The 18,094-nt window shown below is 62.7% G+C and carries 14 protein-coding genes; 10 read left to right on the forward strand and 4 right to left on the reverse strand.

The window, feature by feature from the left end; translation table 11 throughout:
- Positions 1-50: 50 nt before the first annotated feature.
- From CO676_RS09795 to CO676_RS09810, 4 genes are all read left to right on the forward strand, one after another.
- Positions 51-1,916: an ABC transporter ATP-binding protein gene (locus CO676_RS09795; RefSeq protein WP_097520624.1), complete on the forward strand. Its 1,866-nt coding sequence runs from the start codon at positions 51-53 to the stop codon at positions 1,914-1,916.
- Positions 1,917-2,225: 309 nt separating this feature from the next.
- Complete coding sequence (petA, locus tag CO676_RS09800; protein WP_014764769.1) at positions 2,226-2,804, forward strand: ubiquinol-cytochrome c reductase iron-sulfur subunit; 579 nt, start codon at positions 2,226-2,228, stop codon at positions 2,802-2,804.
- Between the two features lie 14 nt (positions 2,805-2,818).
- A complete protein-coding gene (locus CO676_RS09805) occupies positions 2,819-4,099 on the forward strand; it encodes a cytochrome b N-terminal domain-containing protein (protein WP_014764768.1) in 1,281 nt (426 codons plus the stop codon).
- A 32-nt stretch (positions 4,100-4,131) separates the two neighbouring features.
- Entirely contained in the window at positions 4,132-5,010 is an 879-nt protein-coding gene (locus CO676_RS09810) for a cytochrome c1 (protein ID WP_014764767.1), read from the forward strand.
- 114 nt (positions 5,011-5,124) lie between these two features.
- Here CO676_RS09810 and CO676_RS09815 read toward each other — a convergent pair whose 3' ends face one another.
- Positions 5,125-5,547 (reverse strand): VOC family protein, encoded by a 423-nt coding sequence (locus CO676_RS09815; protein ID WP_097520626.1) that lies wholly within the window; start codon positions 5,545-5,547, stop codon positions 5,125-5,127.
- 230 nt (positions 5,548-5,777) lie between these two features.
- Positions 5,778-12,446, reverse strand: coding sequence for a kinesin (locus CO676_RS09820; RefSeq protein WP_097520628.1), 6,669 nt, complete (start codon positions 12,444-12,446; stop codon positions 5,778-5,780).
- 526 nt (positions 12,447-12,972) lie between these two features.
- On the opposite strand from CO676_RS09820, the gene CO676_RS09825 reads away from it, so the two are divergent.
- Together CO676_RS09825 and CO676_RS09830 are read left to right on the forward strand one after the other, a co-directional pair.
- On the forward strand, positions 12,973-13,341 hold the full coding sequence (locus CO676_RS09825; RefSeq protein ID WP_014764764.1) for an Hpt domain-containing protein: 369 nt from the start codon (positions 12,973-12,975) through the stop codon (positions 13,339-13,341).
- Between the two features lie 193 nt (positions 13,342-13,534).
- Entirely contained in the window at positions 13,535-13,855 is a 321-nt protein-coding gene (locus CO676_RS09830; protein ID WP_097520630.1) for a 2Fe-2S iron-sulfur cluster-binding protein, read from the forward strand.
- Positions 13,856-14,368: 513 nt separating this feature from the next.
- Here the strand turns inward: CO676_RS09830 and CO676_RS09835 are convergent.
- Entirely contained in the window at positions 14,369-14,998 is a 630-nt protein-coding gene (locus CO676_RS09835; protein WP_097520632.1) for a DUF922 domain-containing Zn-dependent protease, read from the reverse strand.
- A gap of 198 nt (positions 14,999-15,196) precedes the next feature.
- Between CO676_RS09835 and folP the strand changes: the two genes are divergently transcribed.
- The 4 genes from folP to CO676_RS09855 are packed head-to-tail and all read left to right on the forward strand — an operon-like array spanning position 15,197 to position 17,504.
- Positions 15,197-16,066, forward strand: a complete 870-nt coding sequence (gene folP / locus CO676_RS09840) for a dihydropteroate synthase (RefSeq protein ID WP_097520827.1) — start codon at positions 15,197-15,199, stop codon at positions 16,064-16,066.
- Complete coding sequence (folB, locus tag CO676_RS09845) at positions 16,063-16,434, forward strand: dihydroneopterin aldolase (RefSeq protein WP_014764760.1); 372 nt, start codon at positions 16,063-16,065, stop codon at positions 16,432-16,434. The genes folP and folB overlap by 4 nt, the downstream gene beginning before the upstream one ends.
- Positions 16,421-16,945, forward strand: coding sequence for a 2-amino-4-hydroxy-6-hydroxymethyldihydropteridine diphosphokinase (gene folK / locus CO676_RS09850; protein WP_041414449.1), 525 nt, complete (start codon positions 16,421-16,423; stop codon positions 16,943-16,945). Before folB ends, folK begins: the two co-directional genes overlap by 14 nt.
- Before the next feature lie 31 nt (positions 16,946-16,976).
- The gene (locus CO676_RS09855; RefSeq protein WP_097520634.1) at positions 16,977-17,504 is read left to right on the forward strand and encodes an alpha/beta hydrolase; all 528 of its coding nucleotides are present in this window, start codon (positions 16,977-16,979) and stop codon (positions 17,502-17,504) included.
- Positions 17,505-17,542: 38 nt separating this feature from the next.
- Here CO676_RS09855 and CO676_RS09860 read toward each other — a convergent pair whose 3' ends face one another.
- Positions 17,543-18,094 (reverse strand): hypothetical protein, encoded by a 552-nt coding sequence (locus tag CO676_RS09860; protein ID WP_097520636.1) that lies wholly within the window; start codon positions 18,092-18,094, stop codon positions 17,543-17,545.

The following is an 18,094-nucleotide window of genomic DNA, read 5'->3' on the forward strand; positions in this document are numbered from 1 at the left end:
GGCGGCGGAAACGGATTGCCGTCCGGTCTCAGCCCCCTATTATCGGAACAATGCTGCGCGCCATCGTCACCATCTTCGAGAATTGGATCAGCCCCTTCGCGCCGCGCGATCGGCTGCAGCCGCCAAGGTCGCTCTGGGGCTTCGCCTGGTTCTATGTAAGTCAGGCGAAAGGTCCGTTCCTCGCCATGGCGGCGCTCGGCGGGCTGGTCGCCATGCTCGAAGCGGGACTGTTCTATTTCGTCGGCCGGCTGGTCGACGTGCTCGACACCATCCGGCCGCAGGATGGCTGGAGCGGATTGATCGCCTCCAACGGCCCGGAGCTGCTCTTCATGCTGCTGACGGTGCTGGTGTTCCGTTTCCTGGCCGTGGCGCTCGCGGCGCTGGTCGAGGAGCAGGCGATCATCACCGGCTTTCTCAACCTGGTGCGCTGGCAGACCTATGTCTACGTAGCCCGGCAATCGCTCACCTTCTTTCAGAACGACTTTTCCGGTCGCATCGTCACCAAGGTCTGGTCGGGCGCGCAAGCGACGAGCGACCTGATCGTATCCTTGCTGCAGGTCATCTGGTTCATCCTCATCTATACTGCGTCGACCATGGCGCTGATCGCCCAGCTCGACTGGCGGCTGGCGGCGATGGTGGCCTTCTGGATCGTTGTCTTCCTTTCGCTTGCCCGCTATTTCGTTCCGCGCGTGCGCAAGCACGCCCGCGACACCGCGGAAATGGCCTCGATGCTGAACGGCCGCATGGTCGATGCCTATTCGAACATCCAGACGCTCAAGCTCTTCGGCAGCGACGAGGAGAATGATCGCTACATCCGCGCGGGCTTCGACCGCTTCCAAGGGGCGGTCATCCCATTTACCCGGCTTCTGACGGGCGTGCGGGCGTCGCAGGCCTTACTTTCGGGGATGATGATCGCGGCGATTGCCGTCTACGCGGTTCACCTATGGCTTGCAGGGGCGGTCAGCTCGGGTGCGGTCGCCTTCACGCTGGCGCTGGTGCTGCGCCTCAACATGCTGCTCGGGCGGATGATGTCGCAATTCAACGCCATCATGCGCAATATCGGCACGATCCAGAATTCGGCCGAGCTGGTCTCCCAATCGATCGGCCTCGTCGATCGGCCCGGCGCGCCTGATCTGACCGTAAACCGGCCAGAGATCCGTTTTGAGCAGGTGGCGTTTCACTACGGCAAGGGTGGCGGCGTCATCGATGATTTTTCTCTCACCATCCGCCCCGGTGAAAAGGTCGGCATCGTCGGCCGCTCCGGTGCCGGCAAGTCGACGTTGGTCAATCTGCTGCTGCGCTTCTACGATCTCGAGGGCGGCCGGATTCTGATCGACGGCCAGGATATCGCCACGGTCCGGCAGGAATCGCTTCGCGCCCAGATCGGCATGGTCAGCCAGGACACGTCGCTTCTGCATCGATCGATCCGCGACAATATTCTCTTCGGCCGGCCCGGTGCGACGGACGAACAGCTCACGGAAGCGGCGCGCAAGGCGGAAGCCTATGACTTCATCGTCGGTCTGCAGGATCAGCGCGGCCGCAGGGGCTTCGACGCCCATGTCGGCGAACGGGGCGTCAAGCTCTCCGGCGGCCAGCGGCAGAGGATTGCGATCGCCCGGGTGATGCTCAAGGACGCGCCCATTCTCGTTCTCGACGAGGCGACCTCGGCGCTCGATTCGGAAGTGGAGGCAGCGATCCAGACCAATCTGGAGCGACTGATGCAGGGCAAGACGGTGCTCGCGATCGCTCACAGGTTATCGACGATCGCCGCACTTGACCGTCTGGTCGTGATGGACCGAGGACATATCGTCGAGGATGGCAGCCACGCCGAGCTGATCGCGCGCGGCGGCCTCTATGCTGAACTCTGGGCGCGCCAGTCCGGCGGTTTCATCGCGCAGGAAGAGGCGGCGGAATAGGGGGCGCCAACACGCCCCTCGACCGCGTCAACCCCTTGTGCTCATTGACTGCCTCTCTCCCCCGCGACAATCTGCCCACCTCCTCTTGTGAAGGCTGGACATAGTTCACGATCAAGCATAGAACGCGCCGGATTGTTGGGGATTCTGCGTGCAGGATTCTCCGGATTCTGACGCCCGCCAAGGCTTGCTGCTGCAAGTCGGGCAGGGTGGCAGCGTGAAGATAGGGTGCGCTTCGAGACCTGGGAAGGGAAGGAAACGCGCCGGGGGCGGATGCGGTTTCCGCACATTGCGTGAGAGGATGGTTTAGCCGTGAGCGAACACGACACTTCAAGCGAGACCTTGGGCGAGCCCACTCGCCGCGATTTCCTGTATCTGGCCACAGGCATGGCCGGCGTTGTCGGCGCCGGCGCGGCGGCTTGGCCGTTCATCGACCAGATGCGCCCGGATGCATCGACGCTCGCGCTTGCTTCGATCGAGGTCGACGTTTCGAGCCTCCAGCCCGGCATGTCGCTGACGGCGAAGTGGCGCGGCAAGCCGGTCTTCATCCGCAACCGCACCGACAAGGAAGTCGAGGACGCGAAGGCCGTGCCGCTCGAAGAGCTCAAGGACCCGGTCGCGCGCAACGCCAATCTCACCACCGATGCGCAAGCGACCGATCTCGATCGCTCCGCCGGCGAGGGCAAGGAAAACTGGATCGTGATGATCGGTTCCTGCACGCATCTCGGCTGCGTTCCGCTCGGGCAGGCCGGCGATTTCGGCGGTTGGTTCTGTCCCTGCCACGGGTCGCACTACGATACGGCCGGCCGCATCCGCAAAGGCCCGGCACCGGAAAACCTCGCCGTGCCGACCTTCACGTTCGTTTCCGACACAGTTATCAAGATCGGTTGAGGGGACTACTGATAATGAGTGCTGAACATTCAACCTACACGCCAACGACGGGCATAGAGAAGTGGGTTGATTCCCGTCTTCCGCTGCCGCGCCTCGTTCACGACTCGTTCGTCTCCTATCCGGTGCCGCGCAACCTGAACTATGCCTATACCTTCGGCGCGATGCTCTCGGTGATGCTCATCGTCCAGATCCTGACGGGGATCGTGCTGGCGATGCACTATGTCGCCGAAGCAAGCGTTGCGTTCAACTCGGTCGAAAAGATCATGCGCGACGTCAACCATGGCTGGTTGCTGCGCTACCTGCATGCCAACGGCGCCTCCTTCTTCTTCATCGCGGTCTATCTGCACATTGCCCGCGGTCTCTATTACGGCTCCTATAAGGCGCCGCGCGAGATCCTGTGGATTCTCGGCGTCGTCATCTATCTGCTGATGATGGCGACCGGCTTCATGGGCTACGTTCTGCCCTGGGGTCAGATGTCCTTCTGGGGTGCAACGGTTATCACCGGCTTCTTCTCGGCCTTCCCACTGGTGGGCGAGTGGATCCAGCAGTTCCTGCTTGGCGGCTTCGCCGTCGACCAGCCGACGCTCAACCGCTTCTTCTCGCTGCACTACCTGCTGCCCTTCATGATCGCCGGCGTTGTCGTCCTGCACATCTGGGCTCTGCACGTCACCGGCCAGACCAATCCGACCGGTGTCGAAGTGAAGTCGAAGACCGACACCGTGGCCTTCACGCCCTATGCGACGCTGAAGGATGCGCTGGGCGTCTCGATCTTCCTCATCGTCTACGCCTGGTTCGTCTTCTACATGCCGAACTATCTCGGTCACCCGGACAACTACATTCCGGCTGACGCCTTGAAGACCCCGGCTCACATCGTTCCGGAATGGTATTACCTGCCGTTCTACGCGATGCTGCGCGCCATCACCTTCAACATCGGCCCGATCGACTCCAAGCTCGGTGGCGTTCTGGTGATGTTCGGTTCGATCATCGTCCTGTTCTTCCTGCCCTGGCTCGACACGTCCAAGGTCCGCTCGGCCGTCTACCGTCCCTGGTACAAGCTGTTCTTCTGGATCTTCGTCGCCAATGCCCTGATGCTCGGCTGGCTCGGTTCCCGCCCGGCGGAAGGCCTGTACGTCGTCATGTCGCAGCTCGGCACGCTGTACTACTTCGGTTTCTTCCTCGTCATCATGCCGCTCCTCGGCCTGATCGAAACGCCGAAGCGCATTCCGAACTCCATCACCGAGGCGGTGCTGGAGAAGCAGAATGCCAAGGCGCAGCCGAAGACCGCGCACGCCTGACCGGAACAGCGATTGATAAGGAACTCACAAAAATGAAAAAGCTTGTTACAGGCATTCTGTCACTCGCTGTCGTCGCCGGTCTCGGTCTGGGGGCTGCTTTGGCCCAAGGCGAGGAAGCAGGCGGCGAGGAGCATGCCGCCGGCGCTACGCCGCACTATCCGCTGCACAAGCCGGAACAGCAGGATTGGACCTTCGCCGGCCTCTTCGGCCACTACGACAAGGGCCAGCTGCAGCGCGGTCTCAAGGTTTACACCGAAGTCTGTTCTGCCTGCCATTCGATGGAGCTCGTCGCATTCCGCACGCTTGAGCACGGCCTCGGCTATTCCGACGCCCAGGTGAAGGCGTTTGCGGCGAACTACGAGGTGCAGGACGGCCCGAATGGCGATGGCGAGATGTTCACGCGCAAGGCCATTCCGTCCGACCACTTCCCGTCTCCGTTCCCGAACAAGGAAGCCGCAGCGGCCGCCAACAACGGCGCCGCACCACCGGACTTCTCGCTTATCGCCAAGGCGCGCGGCATCGAGCGCGGCTTCCCGCAATTCGTCTTCGACATCTTCTGGCCCTACCAGGAAGGCGGTCCGGACTATATCCACGCGCTGCTGACGGGCTACCAGGAGCCGCCGGAAGGTGTTCAGGTCGCCGAAGGGACGCACTACAACCCGTACTTCGTGAGCGCCTCGGCGCTGGCGATGGCGAAACCGCTCTCCGACGACCAGGTCACCTATGACGACGGTGCACCGCAGACTGTCGACCAGTACGCCAGGGACGTCTCGGCATTCCTGATGTGGGCCGCAGAGCCGCATCTCGAAGACCGCAAGCGCACCGGCTTCATGGTCATGGTGTTCCTGCTGATCTTCACCGGCCTGATCTATCTGACGAAGAAGTCGGTTTACGCCAACAAGGAACATTGATCGGAAGCTTGCATTGCCAGACCGCGTTACGGAGAAAGGCCCCGGCAGAAACCGGGGCTTTTTTGCATGGAGCCTTTTTTCTCGACGCGATCCGCGCTCGTCCCTCGGACCGCTTCAGTCCTCGACGGTCCATTGCGGGTTCCAGGCGATTTCCCACAGATGTCCGTCCGGATCATGGAAGTAGCCCGAATAGCCGCCCCAGAAACGATCGGACGCGGGGTCGGTTACGACGGCGCCGGCGTCCGCCGCCTGCTTCATGATTGCATCGACTTCGGCCTTCGAGTTGACGATACGACCGATCGATACGGCGCCAAGCCGCGCCTCTGTCACGCTGATCTTCGCATCCTTGGAAAGCGACGGCGCCGGATATAGCGCCAGTATCAGATCATCGCCCATGTGGAAGAAGACGACCGCGCCGTCTTCAAATTCCTCACCGATGACGCCCTTGGTCGGCAGGCCCAAGCCGTCGCGATAAAAGGCGAGGGACCTTTGCAGATCGTTCACGGCGAGCGTAAGGACTTTTATCCGGGGTCTCATGGCACACTCCTGAGCGGCTGCGGACCGCAGAGCCGTTGCGTCTTTTCAGTCGCACAAAGGTCTCTGTAGAACTTTGAATGGCTGCTGCATGCTCTTACCCTTAAATCGGCTCCGATTTAAGGAGACTTGCAGGAGCTGACATCACGCTGGGGCTGCGTTCGTTCAAATGCAAGAACGGCCCCGTCTTTCAACGAGGCCGTTCTCAACATCTAGGATCCTTTTGCCAGCGATTAGCTGAAGCGTCCGGCCGCGTGGGCGAGCATGGTGTAGACCTTACCGGTATCCGACGTCAGGTAGGTCTGGGTGATGCGCTTGTCCGGATCGTTGCGTGCGACATCGGCAAGCAGCTTTTCGAAGTCGGCGATGTAGCGATCGACCGCGGTGCGGAACTCGGGCTCGCGATCATACTTCCGCTTGATCTCGTCGAAGGTCTGCTGCCCCTTCAGCGTATAGAGCCGGCGGGTGAAGACGTCCCGCTCGCCGCGCTGGTAACGACGCCACAGTTCGACCGAGGCGTCGTGGTCGATCGCCCGGGCGATATCCACCGACAGCGAGTTCAACGATTCGACCACGTGACGCGGATTGCGGCTGTCTCCGGCGCGTGCCACAGGCTGGCTCTCGGCCGGTCGAGGGCGTGCGGCCTGCGGCTCTTCCTCGCGGGAGGCGGCGCGAAGAAGGTCGCGCATCCAGCCGCCGCCTTCCTCGACGCGCTCTTCGGCGGCCGTCGGACGGGCAGGCTGCAACGGCCGCGTCGCCTGTTCCAGGCCCAGGCTGCCGCGCAGCGCCGGGGCCGGCGCGGCAGGCTGCGGCTGGACCGCTGGCTGCTGTTGGATCGCTGGCTGCTGGGCTGCAGGCTCTTGCGGCGCGACGGGCGCCGGAACGACAGGGGCGGGAGCGGCCAGCGCCGGTTGCTGGCGAACCGGCTGGGCGACCTCGAGATGCGTCGAAGACTTGCCGATGATTTCGGAGAGCTCCTGCAGCGCCTTGATCTGCTCGGCAACGGCGCGACGCATCACCGCGGCATTCTCCTTGGCCTCTTCCGGTAGGTCGAAGGCGCCGCGCTTCAATTCCTCGCGGGTCATGTCGAGTTCCTTGCGGATCTCGCCGGCGGAACGACGGATGTCATCGGTCGCGCCGCTGAAGCGGTTGATCGCTTCGTCGATCGCCTGGCGCATGGCCTCGCGCAGCTGCGTTGCAACGCCATCCGACTTCTTGCCGCTTTCCGCCAGCATCCGCTCGACGTCCGAGACCGAAGCGCCGATGCTGCCGCGCAGGCGGGACGCCGCATCCTTGGCGCGTTCCTCCGCGTTGCCGAAAGCGCCTTCAAGTGCCTGGCTTGCTTCGTCACCAGCCTTGGCGACTGCCTGGCGCAGGGCCTCGGAGGCGCTGAGCGCGCGGCCCTCGATCTGCGATAGCGTCTTGTTCGCGTCCGCGATTGAGCTTTCGATGCCGGAGCGCAGCGCCTCGGCTATCTGCCGCGACCGCTCTTCGGCGCGAGAGAACACGCCCTCCACGGACGCGGCAGCTTCGCCGCCTGCTTCGGCAAGCGTGGTGCGCATGGCCTCGGCAGCTTCCGCAGCACGCTGCTCGGTGTTGGAGAGGAGCTTTCCGACATCGGCGAAGGAGGACTGGATGCCGTTGCGAAGGTTGCCGGCGACCTGACCGGAGCGCTCCTCGGCTCGCTGGAAGGCGCCGTCGACGAAACCTTCGAGCGCGCGCATCGTGCGTTCGATCTCTTCCGAACGCTGAACAAGACCCACGGAAAGGGTCCGCAGGGCGTCCTGCCGCTCCTCCAGCGTGCTGACCAGGTTCGACTGGGCTGCTGCCAGCAGGTTGGAGGCCTGGCCAAGCACCTTGGAATGGTCCTCGAACCGGCCGACGATGCCGCCGATCTGCGAGAGCGTCGATGCGGCGATGTCGGAGAGTTTGTCGACGCGGCCTTCGATGAGGCGGGTGGAGCTGGACAGCATGTCGGATGCATGCCGCGTCGATTCGGAAACCTTTGCTGCGGCCGCTTCCAGACGCTGATCCATGTCCCCGAGACTGCCGTTCGCCTGCTCGATGACCGATGCAATGGCGGAATTGTTGGTCGCAAGCTGGTCGATGAGCCCCATGGCCGTCGACTGCAGCCGGTTCTCGACCATCTTCATCGCCTTGGCGGTCTCTTCGGCCCGGAGCGAGATCGCATCGAGCGTTTCGCTGGTCCGTTCCGTGATGGCGTTGACGAGCGCCGCGTTTTCCGCCCGCAGCCGTTCGGCGCTTTCCTGGGTCAGGGCGGCGATACGTGCGGCGGCTTCCTTGCCCGTTGCCGCGTATTGCTCGACGACTGGACGCGCCTGCTCGTCGAGGAGACGGGTGAGTTCGAGCGAACGGCCGGCCAGCATGGAATTCAGCTCGCGGGTGCTGTCGTCGAGTACGCTGCGGATCGACTGGCCGCGCGCATCGAGCGCCTTTTCCGCATCCGTCAGGCTTTGCTGGATGCTCTGGGTGTGGCCGGCGATCTGATCCTGGGTCGAGGCGAGGCGGGTTGTGGCTTTATCGGCGGCGTCCGTGACCGTCCGGGCAAGTTCGGCATGGCGTGCCGCCGTCGCCGATGCCGTCTCTTCGATCGAATTGGCGAACTCGGCATTGCGGGCCGCCAAGGCACTGGCGAAATCAGCACCGGCCTTGGAGAGCAACTCGGCGGAACGTGCGGCTTCCGTGTCAATTTCCTGGGAAGCATCTTTGACGGCGCTTCGCAGGCTGGTGACAAGCGCCGCCGCCTTGCCTTCGATCGTCCGGTTGACGTTTTCGAGGCCGATGTTGAGGGCGCGGTCCATCGTGCCGAGTCGCTCTTCGATGCGGCCTGCACCAGCATCCATCGCGGAGGCGATGCGGCCAGCCCCGTCGTCCATGGCGGAGGTGATGCGGGCCGCCGCGGTCTCGCTGATTCGGTCGATTTCGCCGGCGCGCTCCGCGAGGCTTTCCGTGATCCGCTGTCCGGCATTGTCGACGATGGCGTTGACGCTGCCGACGCTGTCGCGGATGCGACCCTCGAGAGAGCCGAGCGTCGTTCCAATGCGGTTGCCAGTATCGTCGACAATGGACTTGACGCTGCCGACGCTGTCGCGGACGCGATCCTCGAGGGAGCCCAGCGTCGTTTCTATGCGGCCGCCGGTGTCGTCGACGATGGCGCTGACGTTGCTGACGCCGCCGCGAACGCGGTCTTCGAGCGATGCGAAGCTCGATTCGATCCTCGCACCGGTCTCGTCGAGACGATAGTTGATGCCGTTGAGCGAAATATCGACGCGATTGGTCAGAGTGTCGGCAGCGAGGCTGATCTGGTCGGCCGTCTCGGCAAGTCGCTCGGCGATGTTGCCGGTCGTCGAGCGCATGCGCTGATCGAGCGCTTCGGTGCCGCGGTCGATAGCGCCGGCGATCGAGGCCTGCCGCTCTTCGAGCGACATTTCGAGCATGCTGGCGCTGGTCGCCAGCGTCGTCGCCATCGCCATCGACTGGTCGGACAGCAGCTCTTCCAATTGTTCGCGGCCCTGGCCGACGGCGAGATTGATCGCTTTTATGCGATCGTCGAGCGTCGAGCGTATCTGGTCACGCGTCGTCGTCAGCGTGTCTCGCAATTGTTCGGTCTTGCTGGAGAGCGTCTGGTCGATCTCGGCCGCCTTGCCGGCAAGCGATGCGGCCGCTTCCGAGGTCCGTGCTGCGAGTGCTTCGGTGCTGCGCTCGATCGCGCCGGCGATTGAAGCCTGGCGCTCTTCGAGCGACATTTCGAGCATGCTGGCGCTCGTCGCAAGCGTTGTCGCCATCGCCATCGACTGATCGGACAGCAGCTCTTCCAATCGCTCGCGGCCCTGTCCGACGACCAGGTTGATTGTGTCGATCTGTTGGTCGAGCCTCGAGCGCAACTGTGCGGCCTTGCCGGAGAGCGTCTGGTCGATCTCGGCCGCCGTGCTGGCGAGCGACGCGGCCGCTTCCGAGGTCCGTGCGGTGAGCGCCTCGGTGCCGCGCTCGATCGCGCCGGTGATCGAAGCCTGGCGTTCTTCGAGTGACATTTCGAGCATACCGGCGCTCGTCGCAAGCGACGTTGCCATCGCCATCGACTGGTCGGACAGCAGCTCTTCCAGTTGATCGCGGCCCTGCCCGACGGCGAGATCGATCGCCTTTATGCGATCGTCGAGCGTCGAGCGTATCTGATCATGCGTCGTCGTCAGCGTGTCCCGCAGATGGTCGGCCTTGCCGGAGAGCGTCTGCTCGATCTCGGCCGCCTTGCCGGCGAGCGACGCCGTTGCTTCCGACGTGCGGGCCGTCAGCGCTTCGGCGATCTCAGCGCTGGTTCCTGCCAGCGAGTCGGAAATCTTGCCGACGCGGCTGCTGAGATCCTCGGCGATGCGTGCACTGGTATCGGTGAGGGTGTCGGCGATCTGACTGACGCGACCGCCCAGATTCTCGGCGACCTCGGAGACGCTTAGCGAAAGCTTGTTCTCGATCTCGCCGACGCGGTCGGTCATCGTTTCGGCCACGGCCATCGCGCGGAAGGTCAGGCTGTCGGCGACGTCTTCGGCATGGCGGCTGAGCGAGTCCGCCATCTCACTTGCGCGTGCCGACATGGTCTTATCGATTTGCACGGCGCGCTCGGAGAGCACGCCGTCGAGGGCAGCCGTCTGGCTGGCCAGCGTGTCGGTGATCGCCTGGCTGCGCTCCGACAGGACCCCTTCAAGCATTGTCGTCTGGCCGGTCAGGGCCGCGGAGATCGTCTGGCCACGTTCGGAGAGGACGCGCTCCAGACGGTCGGCCGTGCCGCCGACCGTGTCTTCCAGTGCGCTCGCGCCCGAGGTGAGGGCGGCCGACAGCGCGGCGGTGCGCTCCGAAAGCGTATTGTCCAGCCGATGCTGGCTGGCAGCGATGGCGCTGGTGATCTCGTCGGTGGAGCCCGTGAGCGTCTGCTCGATGCGGGCATGGGCCGATTGCAGGCCGTCGATGAAGGCGGATGTCCGGGAATCCAGACCTTCCGTCAGACGCTGCTCGCTTGTCGTCAGCGCATTGGCGAGGGCATCGGCGCGCTGGCCGAAACCACCTTCGATCCTCTCCTGTGCTTCCGTCAGAGCGCCCATCAGCGAACTGGTCTTGTCGGTAAGCACGCCCTCGATGCGGCTGTGAGCATTGCCGATGAGGCTGCTGAGTTCCGCGGTGCGATTGCCGATCGTCTCTTCGATGAAATCCTGGGTTGCTCCAAGCGCCGTGGCGAGCGTCAGAGACTGGTCGGAGAGCGCCGAACTGATCTTGTCGACGCTGCTGTCCAAGGCAGTGCCGATCGCATCCGACCCGCCGGACACGGTTTCGTTGATTCTGTGCAGGCTCTCCATCAACTTGGTGTCGAGCAGGCTCGCCCGCTTGTCGAAGGCACTGGCGAATTCGTGGAAGCGCTCGTCGAAGGCGGTTGCCAGGTGTCCGACGGTCGTCTGCAGCTTTTCTTCGAAGAAACCGCCGCGGAGATCCAGATCCATGATCGCGTCGTCGGCGCTCGACTTCAGGCTCTGGCGGAAGCTCGCGCCCTTTTCGTCCAGTGCCGCATTGAGCGACGAAAGCATGTCTTCGAGGCCGCCGGCAATCGCGTGTTGGCCGACGCTCAAGCTTTCGTTGAGGTCGCGGGTGCGCGCGATCAGGGTTTCATTCAGCTGGCGGGCGCGCTCGTTAAGGGCGGTGTTCAGCTTCTCGGTGTTTGCATCGAGCGTCGAGGCACGGGTTTCGAACTGGCTGAGCAATTGTTCGCCGCGCTTCGTCAAGTTCTCGCTGAGGGCATCGAGCCGCACATCGAACTCTTTGCTGAGCGTCACGCCGGCGTCGGTCAGGCCGGAAAGCAGCGCATCCGTGCGGGTGTCGAGCATGGTGCCGAGGGTCTGCAGCGCATGATCCGATTTCTCGCTGAGGGCCGCGGCGCGGGTATCGATCAGAGATGCGAAGGCTTCGCCCGAGACCGCGATGCGCGAGGCGATGTCTTCGCTTGCGAGCTCCAGGTCATCCTTCAGCTTGCCGTGGGCACCGACAATCGCCGAGCGGATCCGCTCGGAATGGCCGACGATGGCTTCGCGCTCCAGCCCCAGTTCCTGGACCAGAGTGCGAACGCGCAGTTCGTTTTCGCTGTAGCTGCGTTCAAGCGCACTGACTTCGGAATGGACAAGGGCCTCGAGTTCGGTCGCCCGTGCGATCGTGCGTTCGATGCCCTCGTTCATGGCCGACACTTCGCGCCGAACCGCCTGGCCCACGGCCATGACGCGGTCTGCTGCCGCGGTTTCCGGTTCCGCCAGCCGCAAGGCGACCTCGGCCATCGAGCGGGCCGCATTGCGCAGTTCCTGAGCACGCGCAATCATGATGGCAAAGGAGAAGAAGAGCATGATCGGCAAGGCGATGCCGATCAGGATGCCGACCACACCGGGCGTGGCCGCCAGGTCGCCGAGGGAGCGTATCTGCCAGATCTGCGGCGCATAGAGGAGGTGGCCGATCGCTACACCCGCAAGCGCCCACACCAGCGATATCAGCGCCGCGACGCGGATCGCCGCTCGGCTGGATCGTACTTCGAGGGAGCGGAGCATTGCCGCAGGCGATCTGCGCGTATCGTCATTGGCCGGGGAAAGTGCTGGCTGCTTCGGGGCGGGCTCCGGCGCAAGGTTGCGAGGCGTCTCACTCGTCCGGGCCTTCTGTGCTTCCTGCTGTTCCTTCGCAGGGCGCCTCTGCTCGGATGCGGCCGCCTTCTTGCTGGGCTCGGACACCTGTTCCTCCGGATCATCCAAGGAATTCTTGTCATGCACGGCCGACTTCAGGTCGTCAAAATCGATCTTCAGCGCAGCTTCCAGAGCCTGAAAGGCCTTTTCGTCAATCGATTCGTTGCTCTTCTTCGTCGCCATAGGGATACGCCTCACTACTATTGCCCGCTCATGGCCGTCTCATTGGCGCCGATACCAGGCCACAAGACTCCCTCACCAGGGCGGTGACCCATAAGCTCCGCGCAAGATATCTACGCAAATACTACTATTGGTCACCATTGCATCGCCTCGATGGAATAGCCGTAGCTCTCGTCCCAGGACACCGGGCGCGCAGCTTATCCACCAGAACAGTTGCCATTTTCATATGCAGGCCCGTTCCTAATCGTATCGTAGTGACACATTAGCCCGGTTCTTACAATTAAGTGCAATCCGCATTCGCTAGAATCCTAATGAATTGTTAACGAGGCAACGATGCCGCGCTCCGAAAAACCAAGAGAATCAGCCTGTTTAGCAATCGTTAACCATGTCCTCAGATTTCCCCCTCCATCGCCATGGCTCTTAAGCCGATGGCAGCGCACGCGCCGGATGATCATGTCTGAAAATGGTGCGGTTGCCCGATGCATTGTCGATCAGGACCCGATGTATCGTCAATTAAGGAAATCGGCTCATGACGGCGCTCAAAATAACCTTCGACTCGCCAGATAACCCGGCAAACTCATCTCCTGCCGGGAGACAGCCTATCGATTTTGTCCAGCTCTCCATGCAAACGATGGGGGACAAGGGCCTCGAAATCGAGGTGCTTCAACTGTTTGCGCGCCAGGCACGTCAAACAATGGCTGAACTCAACGACGCGGATGCGGGCGGGTTCGGTCAATCGGCGCATCGGCTGAAGGGGGCAGCTCTCGCGATCGGAGCCACTCGTGTCGCTGAAGCCGCCGCCGCCATAGAGCAGCGGCCGACCGACTGGACCCTGCGCGCGGCACTGGGCGCAGCCGTACTCGAAGCCGAGCTCTTCATCCTCAAGCTTTGCCGCTGATCCCGGGTCGGCCCGGCGTCGTTGAATGCCCGGTCATGGTCTTTTTGCGCGGACATCCCGCGGCCCGGCACGGCCTCGTGTTGACTGACCAGCCGATTTGTTGGAAGAAACTGCCCTGAATTCAGGCCGGCGGTGTCTGCCGCGGCGGTCGGCGCTCGCGGGCGGATCCCATCCATTCATTCCGGAAAGAGAAATGACAAAACTTACGATCGTAGCCTTTGACGGCACGCGCCACGACCTCGATGTCGAGAACGGCTCCACGGTCATGGAGAATGCGGTTCGCAATTCCGTGCCAGGCATCGAGGCCGAATGCGGCGGTGCCTGTGCCTGTGCAACCTGTCATGTCTATGTCGACGATGCCTGGGCGGCGGCCGTCGGTGCTCCGGAGGCGATGGAGGAAGACATGCTCGACTTTGCCTATGACTTACGGCCGACCTCGCGGCTCTCCTGTCAGATCAAGATGAGCGAGGCCCTGGATGGTCTCGTCGTGCATGTGCCGGAGCGCCAGGCCTAGGGCCTGTCTTTCTGAAGCACGCCCCCGGTCCTTGCTCTCCACGCATCGAGGATACGCAAAAAAATGCCTCGCTGGTCGTGGCGACGAGCGAGGCAAGGGGGGCGTATCGCATACAGATGAGGGAGGGAGCACCTGCTGCACCAAGACACGCCAGGAGAACCTGTTTTGCTTCATGTCACGGGGGCCGCTGGAACACCCACAAGCAATGAAGCGAACCCTATTAAGTACAAAGTCGACGATCCAAATGCGACGTTTTTACTGTCGATTCGAAAATAAACGTCCCTACCGTCGAGTGGTTGAACTTTAGCTCCGCCACTCGTTTCATGGTGTTAATATAGCTGAGTCGTTTATCGCCGGCTATCGTTAGAATCCGCCAATAAAATACTGTGGGTTTTCGCTCCTTTGCCCGAGGCGGCTGAGGGCGAAATCACGCTGTTCTTTGGGGCGGTGGCGTTTGGCGGAGAATGGTACGGACGGGGCCAATGGCCAGCACCGGCGTCGCCTAGCCTTAGACTAGCGTTCGGTTTTCTTCAGCGAGTCCAGGCGGTATTGCAGCAGTCGAATCATCCGGCGGTCGAAGTTCGCTGCTTCCGTGCGGTCAAAGCGCGCCTGGTCCTTGTCGTGGCGTTCGACTTCCGCCGCACTCAGATCGGCCACCCGGGCCTGCATGCGGTCGCAATCCGCCTCCGGCTTCAGGCCAAGAAACGCCCTTTCCATGTGACGGGCGTGATTGCGTGCGATCTCGGCATGGCGCTCCTCATGGCGTTTGATGTCCGCTGCGAGCGTATCCCAGACGACCGCGAGATCGCGGCCTGCCTGCCGGCGGTATTTCCAGCGCGGCAAGATGATGCGCGTGCTAAGCGTCACGCGCGCCGTGCCGACCGCACAGCGGCCGCCGCGGCTGACATAGGTTATAGTGCCACCGAACTGGATGCGTGTCGCGCCGGGGTGGCGCGTGCCGGTGTTCTTCATCAGCGGGCCGCTGGCGGCAAGGGCCTTGTCGAGCTCCGCCGCCGTACGTCCGCCGATCGAGAAATAGGTGACGGTTTTACTGATCAAGGTCTCGCCCGAGGCATTGCCAAGCGGAAGGCCGACGAGAAATCCGATCAGGACGGCTCTCAGCGGATAGCGAACTCGGAACATTGGTCGGCACTCGTGGATTGATGTTGGCGCAAGCTTGGGGCATAGCCGGGGCGAGCGCAACATAAAATCGGCCCATTCCGAAGTCGACAAATCGATAGCTGCGTGAAAGAGTCGTGCTAACCCTTTGCTTTCAAAGGCGCTCGCTCTCCCACGATGCCGACGAGGATGGCGCTGCTTAAAGCCGCGGACCGCCCGAAGATGACCTGTGACCCCTTCCGAATATCTCATTGGCAATTGGCGCATGGGCGCACGCTGGAACTGGGACCGCGCGGTGTCCTGATGGCGATAATCAATGTGACGCCGGATTCCTTTTCCGATGGTGGCCGCTTTGCCGATGCCACGGCTGCTGTCGCCACGGCGATGCGTGCCATCGATGATGGGGCGGCGATCTTGGACATCGGCGGGGAGTCGACCCGCCCCGACGCGGATCCGGTCGATGCCGCCGAGGAACAGGCGCGCATTCTGCCGGTCATCGAAGCATTGGCCCGCCAGACGGATGGAATCATCTCGGTCGACACCTATCGCGCCGATACGGCGCGCCTGGCGGTGAAAGCCGGCGCGCATATCGTCAACGATGTGCACGGTCTGCAGCGAGAGCCGGCGATCGCGCAAGTCGCTGCCGAAACAGGCGCCGGACTTTGCGTCATGCATACGGGGCGCGATCGTCAGAAGCTCGGCGATGTCGTCGAGGATCAGTTCCATTTTCTGAGTCGATCGCTGCAGATTGCCGCCGAGGCAGGCGTTGCGCGCGACCGGATCGTTCTTGATCCCGGCTATGGCTTCGCCAAGGACGTAGACGAAAATCTGGAACTCATGGCGCGTTTTGCGGAACTGCACCGGCTCGGCCTGCCATTCCTGGTCGGCACGTCGCGCAAGCGCTTCATCGGCGCCGTCACCGGCCGCGAGGCGAAAGACCGCGACGCCGGTACTGCCGCGACGACTGCGCTCCTCAGGGTTGCTGGAGCGGCGATTTTTCGGGTGCATGATGTCGCAATCAACAGGGATGCACTGGCGATGGCGGATGCTATGCTCATCGCAAAGAACAGCCGACGGGACATGAAGCCATGACTGCGACCTATACGATCACCCTGAAGAACTGCGCCTTCTTTGCCCGCCATGGCGTGCTTGACGAGGAGGAGTTCCTCGGCCAACGTTTCTTCGTGGACGCCGAACTCGAGGTGGAGCAGGGCACGGCGCTCGCCGAAGACTGCATCGATGACACCGTGCATTATGGTATCGCCTTCGCCGAGATCGAAAGGATCGTTACCGGGCGCCGGCGCTACCTGATCGAGGCGCTCGCCCTGGAAGTCGCCAAGACTTTGTGCGCCCGTTTCCGGCAGGTACGCCGAGCGAAAGTCTCCATCCGCAAGCCTAATGCTCCGGTCCCAGGGGTCCTGGACTACGTGGAAGTCACGGTCGAGCATGCCGCGGGATAAGAAGTGGCGGCGCGCTACACTGGGGCTGGGTGGCAATATCGGCGATCCGCGCCGTGCTATGGCGGACGCCCTGCGGGAGCTGGACGATCGGCCGGATTGCCGGGTCGCGGCAGTTTCGCGGCTCTACCGGACGCCGCCCTGGGGCAAGACGGACCAGGATTGGTTCTTCAATGCCTGCGCAGCGGTCGAAACCACACGCGATCCAGAAGCGCTTCTTGAAACCTGCCTCGAGATCGAGCGGGTCATGAAGCGCGTCCGCAAGGAGCGCTGGGGGCCGCGCACGATCGATATTGATCTCCTGACCTTCGAGGGAGCGAGCCTGGCCAGCGACAAGCTGCAGTTGCCTCATCCACGCATGACAGAGCGGGGTTTCGTGTTGATGCCGCTTGCCGATTTTGCGGCCGAACTCGAAGTCGCGGGCAGAACGGTCGGTGAGTGGCTGGCGGACGCAGACGTGACAGGAATCGAAGTGGCCGACGAGAAGGCCGACTGGTGGCGGGCCTACAATTGACGGCGTTGCGCTCCATATCGGGAAGGCAGTGATGCGTTTATTGATCGTCACCGACATCCACGGAAGGCCGTCAGCCGATCATTGCCTGTCGCGCCGTTTGCCTGGCGTGCAGCAATCGCTCGCTCGTACTGTAAGCGTCTCCGAATTGCTTGGGGTGGACTATAGGGGCGAACGCCTGCATCGCGAGCTTGTTGAAAACGAGGGATTTATCCGGGCATCCGAACGTCTGGTGGGCCTTGCGGCATTTGCCGATGTTGCCTTGGGCTACAGCGCCGGTGGCACGGTTCTATGGCACAGCGTACTACACGGCTTGACCGTTGATCGCCTGATTTGCATATCCTCGACAAGGCTACGCGAGGTGAATTCTTCGATGATGCCGAAGCCGACTTTGGCCGTTTTCGGCGAAAATGATCCGAACAGACCCCCGGATTGCTGGGCAAGAGGCGAGGCTGTGCAAAGCTATACAGTCCCTGCCGCCGCTCATGACTTCTACGCGTTCGAAGGGCAAGCGCTGAAGCTGTGTCTTCCCAGGATCGCAGGCTTCCTCGATCTGGAGTAGCTGCCAGGTCCGCCCATGCTCGGAGCCGATCGATGCAGCTACTTGATCGAGCCGACGGCGATGTCGTCCATCTGCCTGTTGAGGCTGACGCCGATGACGGGCACCATCGTCTCCTCGACCTTGACGGAGATCGTGATGTTCATCGTCTCCGCGTCCTGCAGGCGGGCAATCATCGCACCATTCAATTTCTTGCGGTTGATTCCGACGACGACCTTGTCGCTGGCGACGTTGCCGGACACGATGTCCAGGCCCTTGCCATCCGCACCATCGAGGAATTTCCCGGTGTAGCTGGTACCCTTTTGGGTGATCATCGCCGACATCGGCTGCTTGAAGACGCCGACGCGGCAGAAGCCGTCGAGCTTTATCCCGGCATCCTTGCCTGAACTCGGCTCACCTGTCAGATCGCAGGTGAATTTGGTGCCCTTGTATTTACCGGCGACGATCTCGCCGGGGCCTTTCCACTGGCCGGCGACCTTCTCGAAGAAGGCCTTATCCCGCGCGCCGGAAGACGCGGGCGTCGCGATGCCGGCAGTGGCTGCAAGCGCGATGGCGGCAACGCCGCGAACAATCAAAGAAGGGCGCGAGAACAT

Origin of the sequence: Sinorhizobium sp. BJ1, from assembly GCF_002531555.1 — a bacterium.
Classification (GTDB): domain Bacteria; phylum Pseudomonadota; class Alphaproteobacteria; order Rhizobiales; family Rhizobiaceae; genus Sinorhizobium; species Sinorhizobium fredii_B.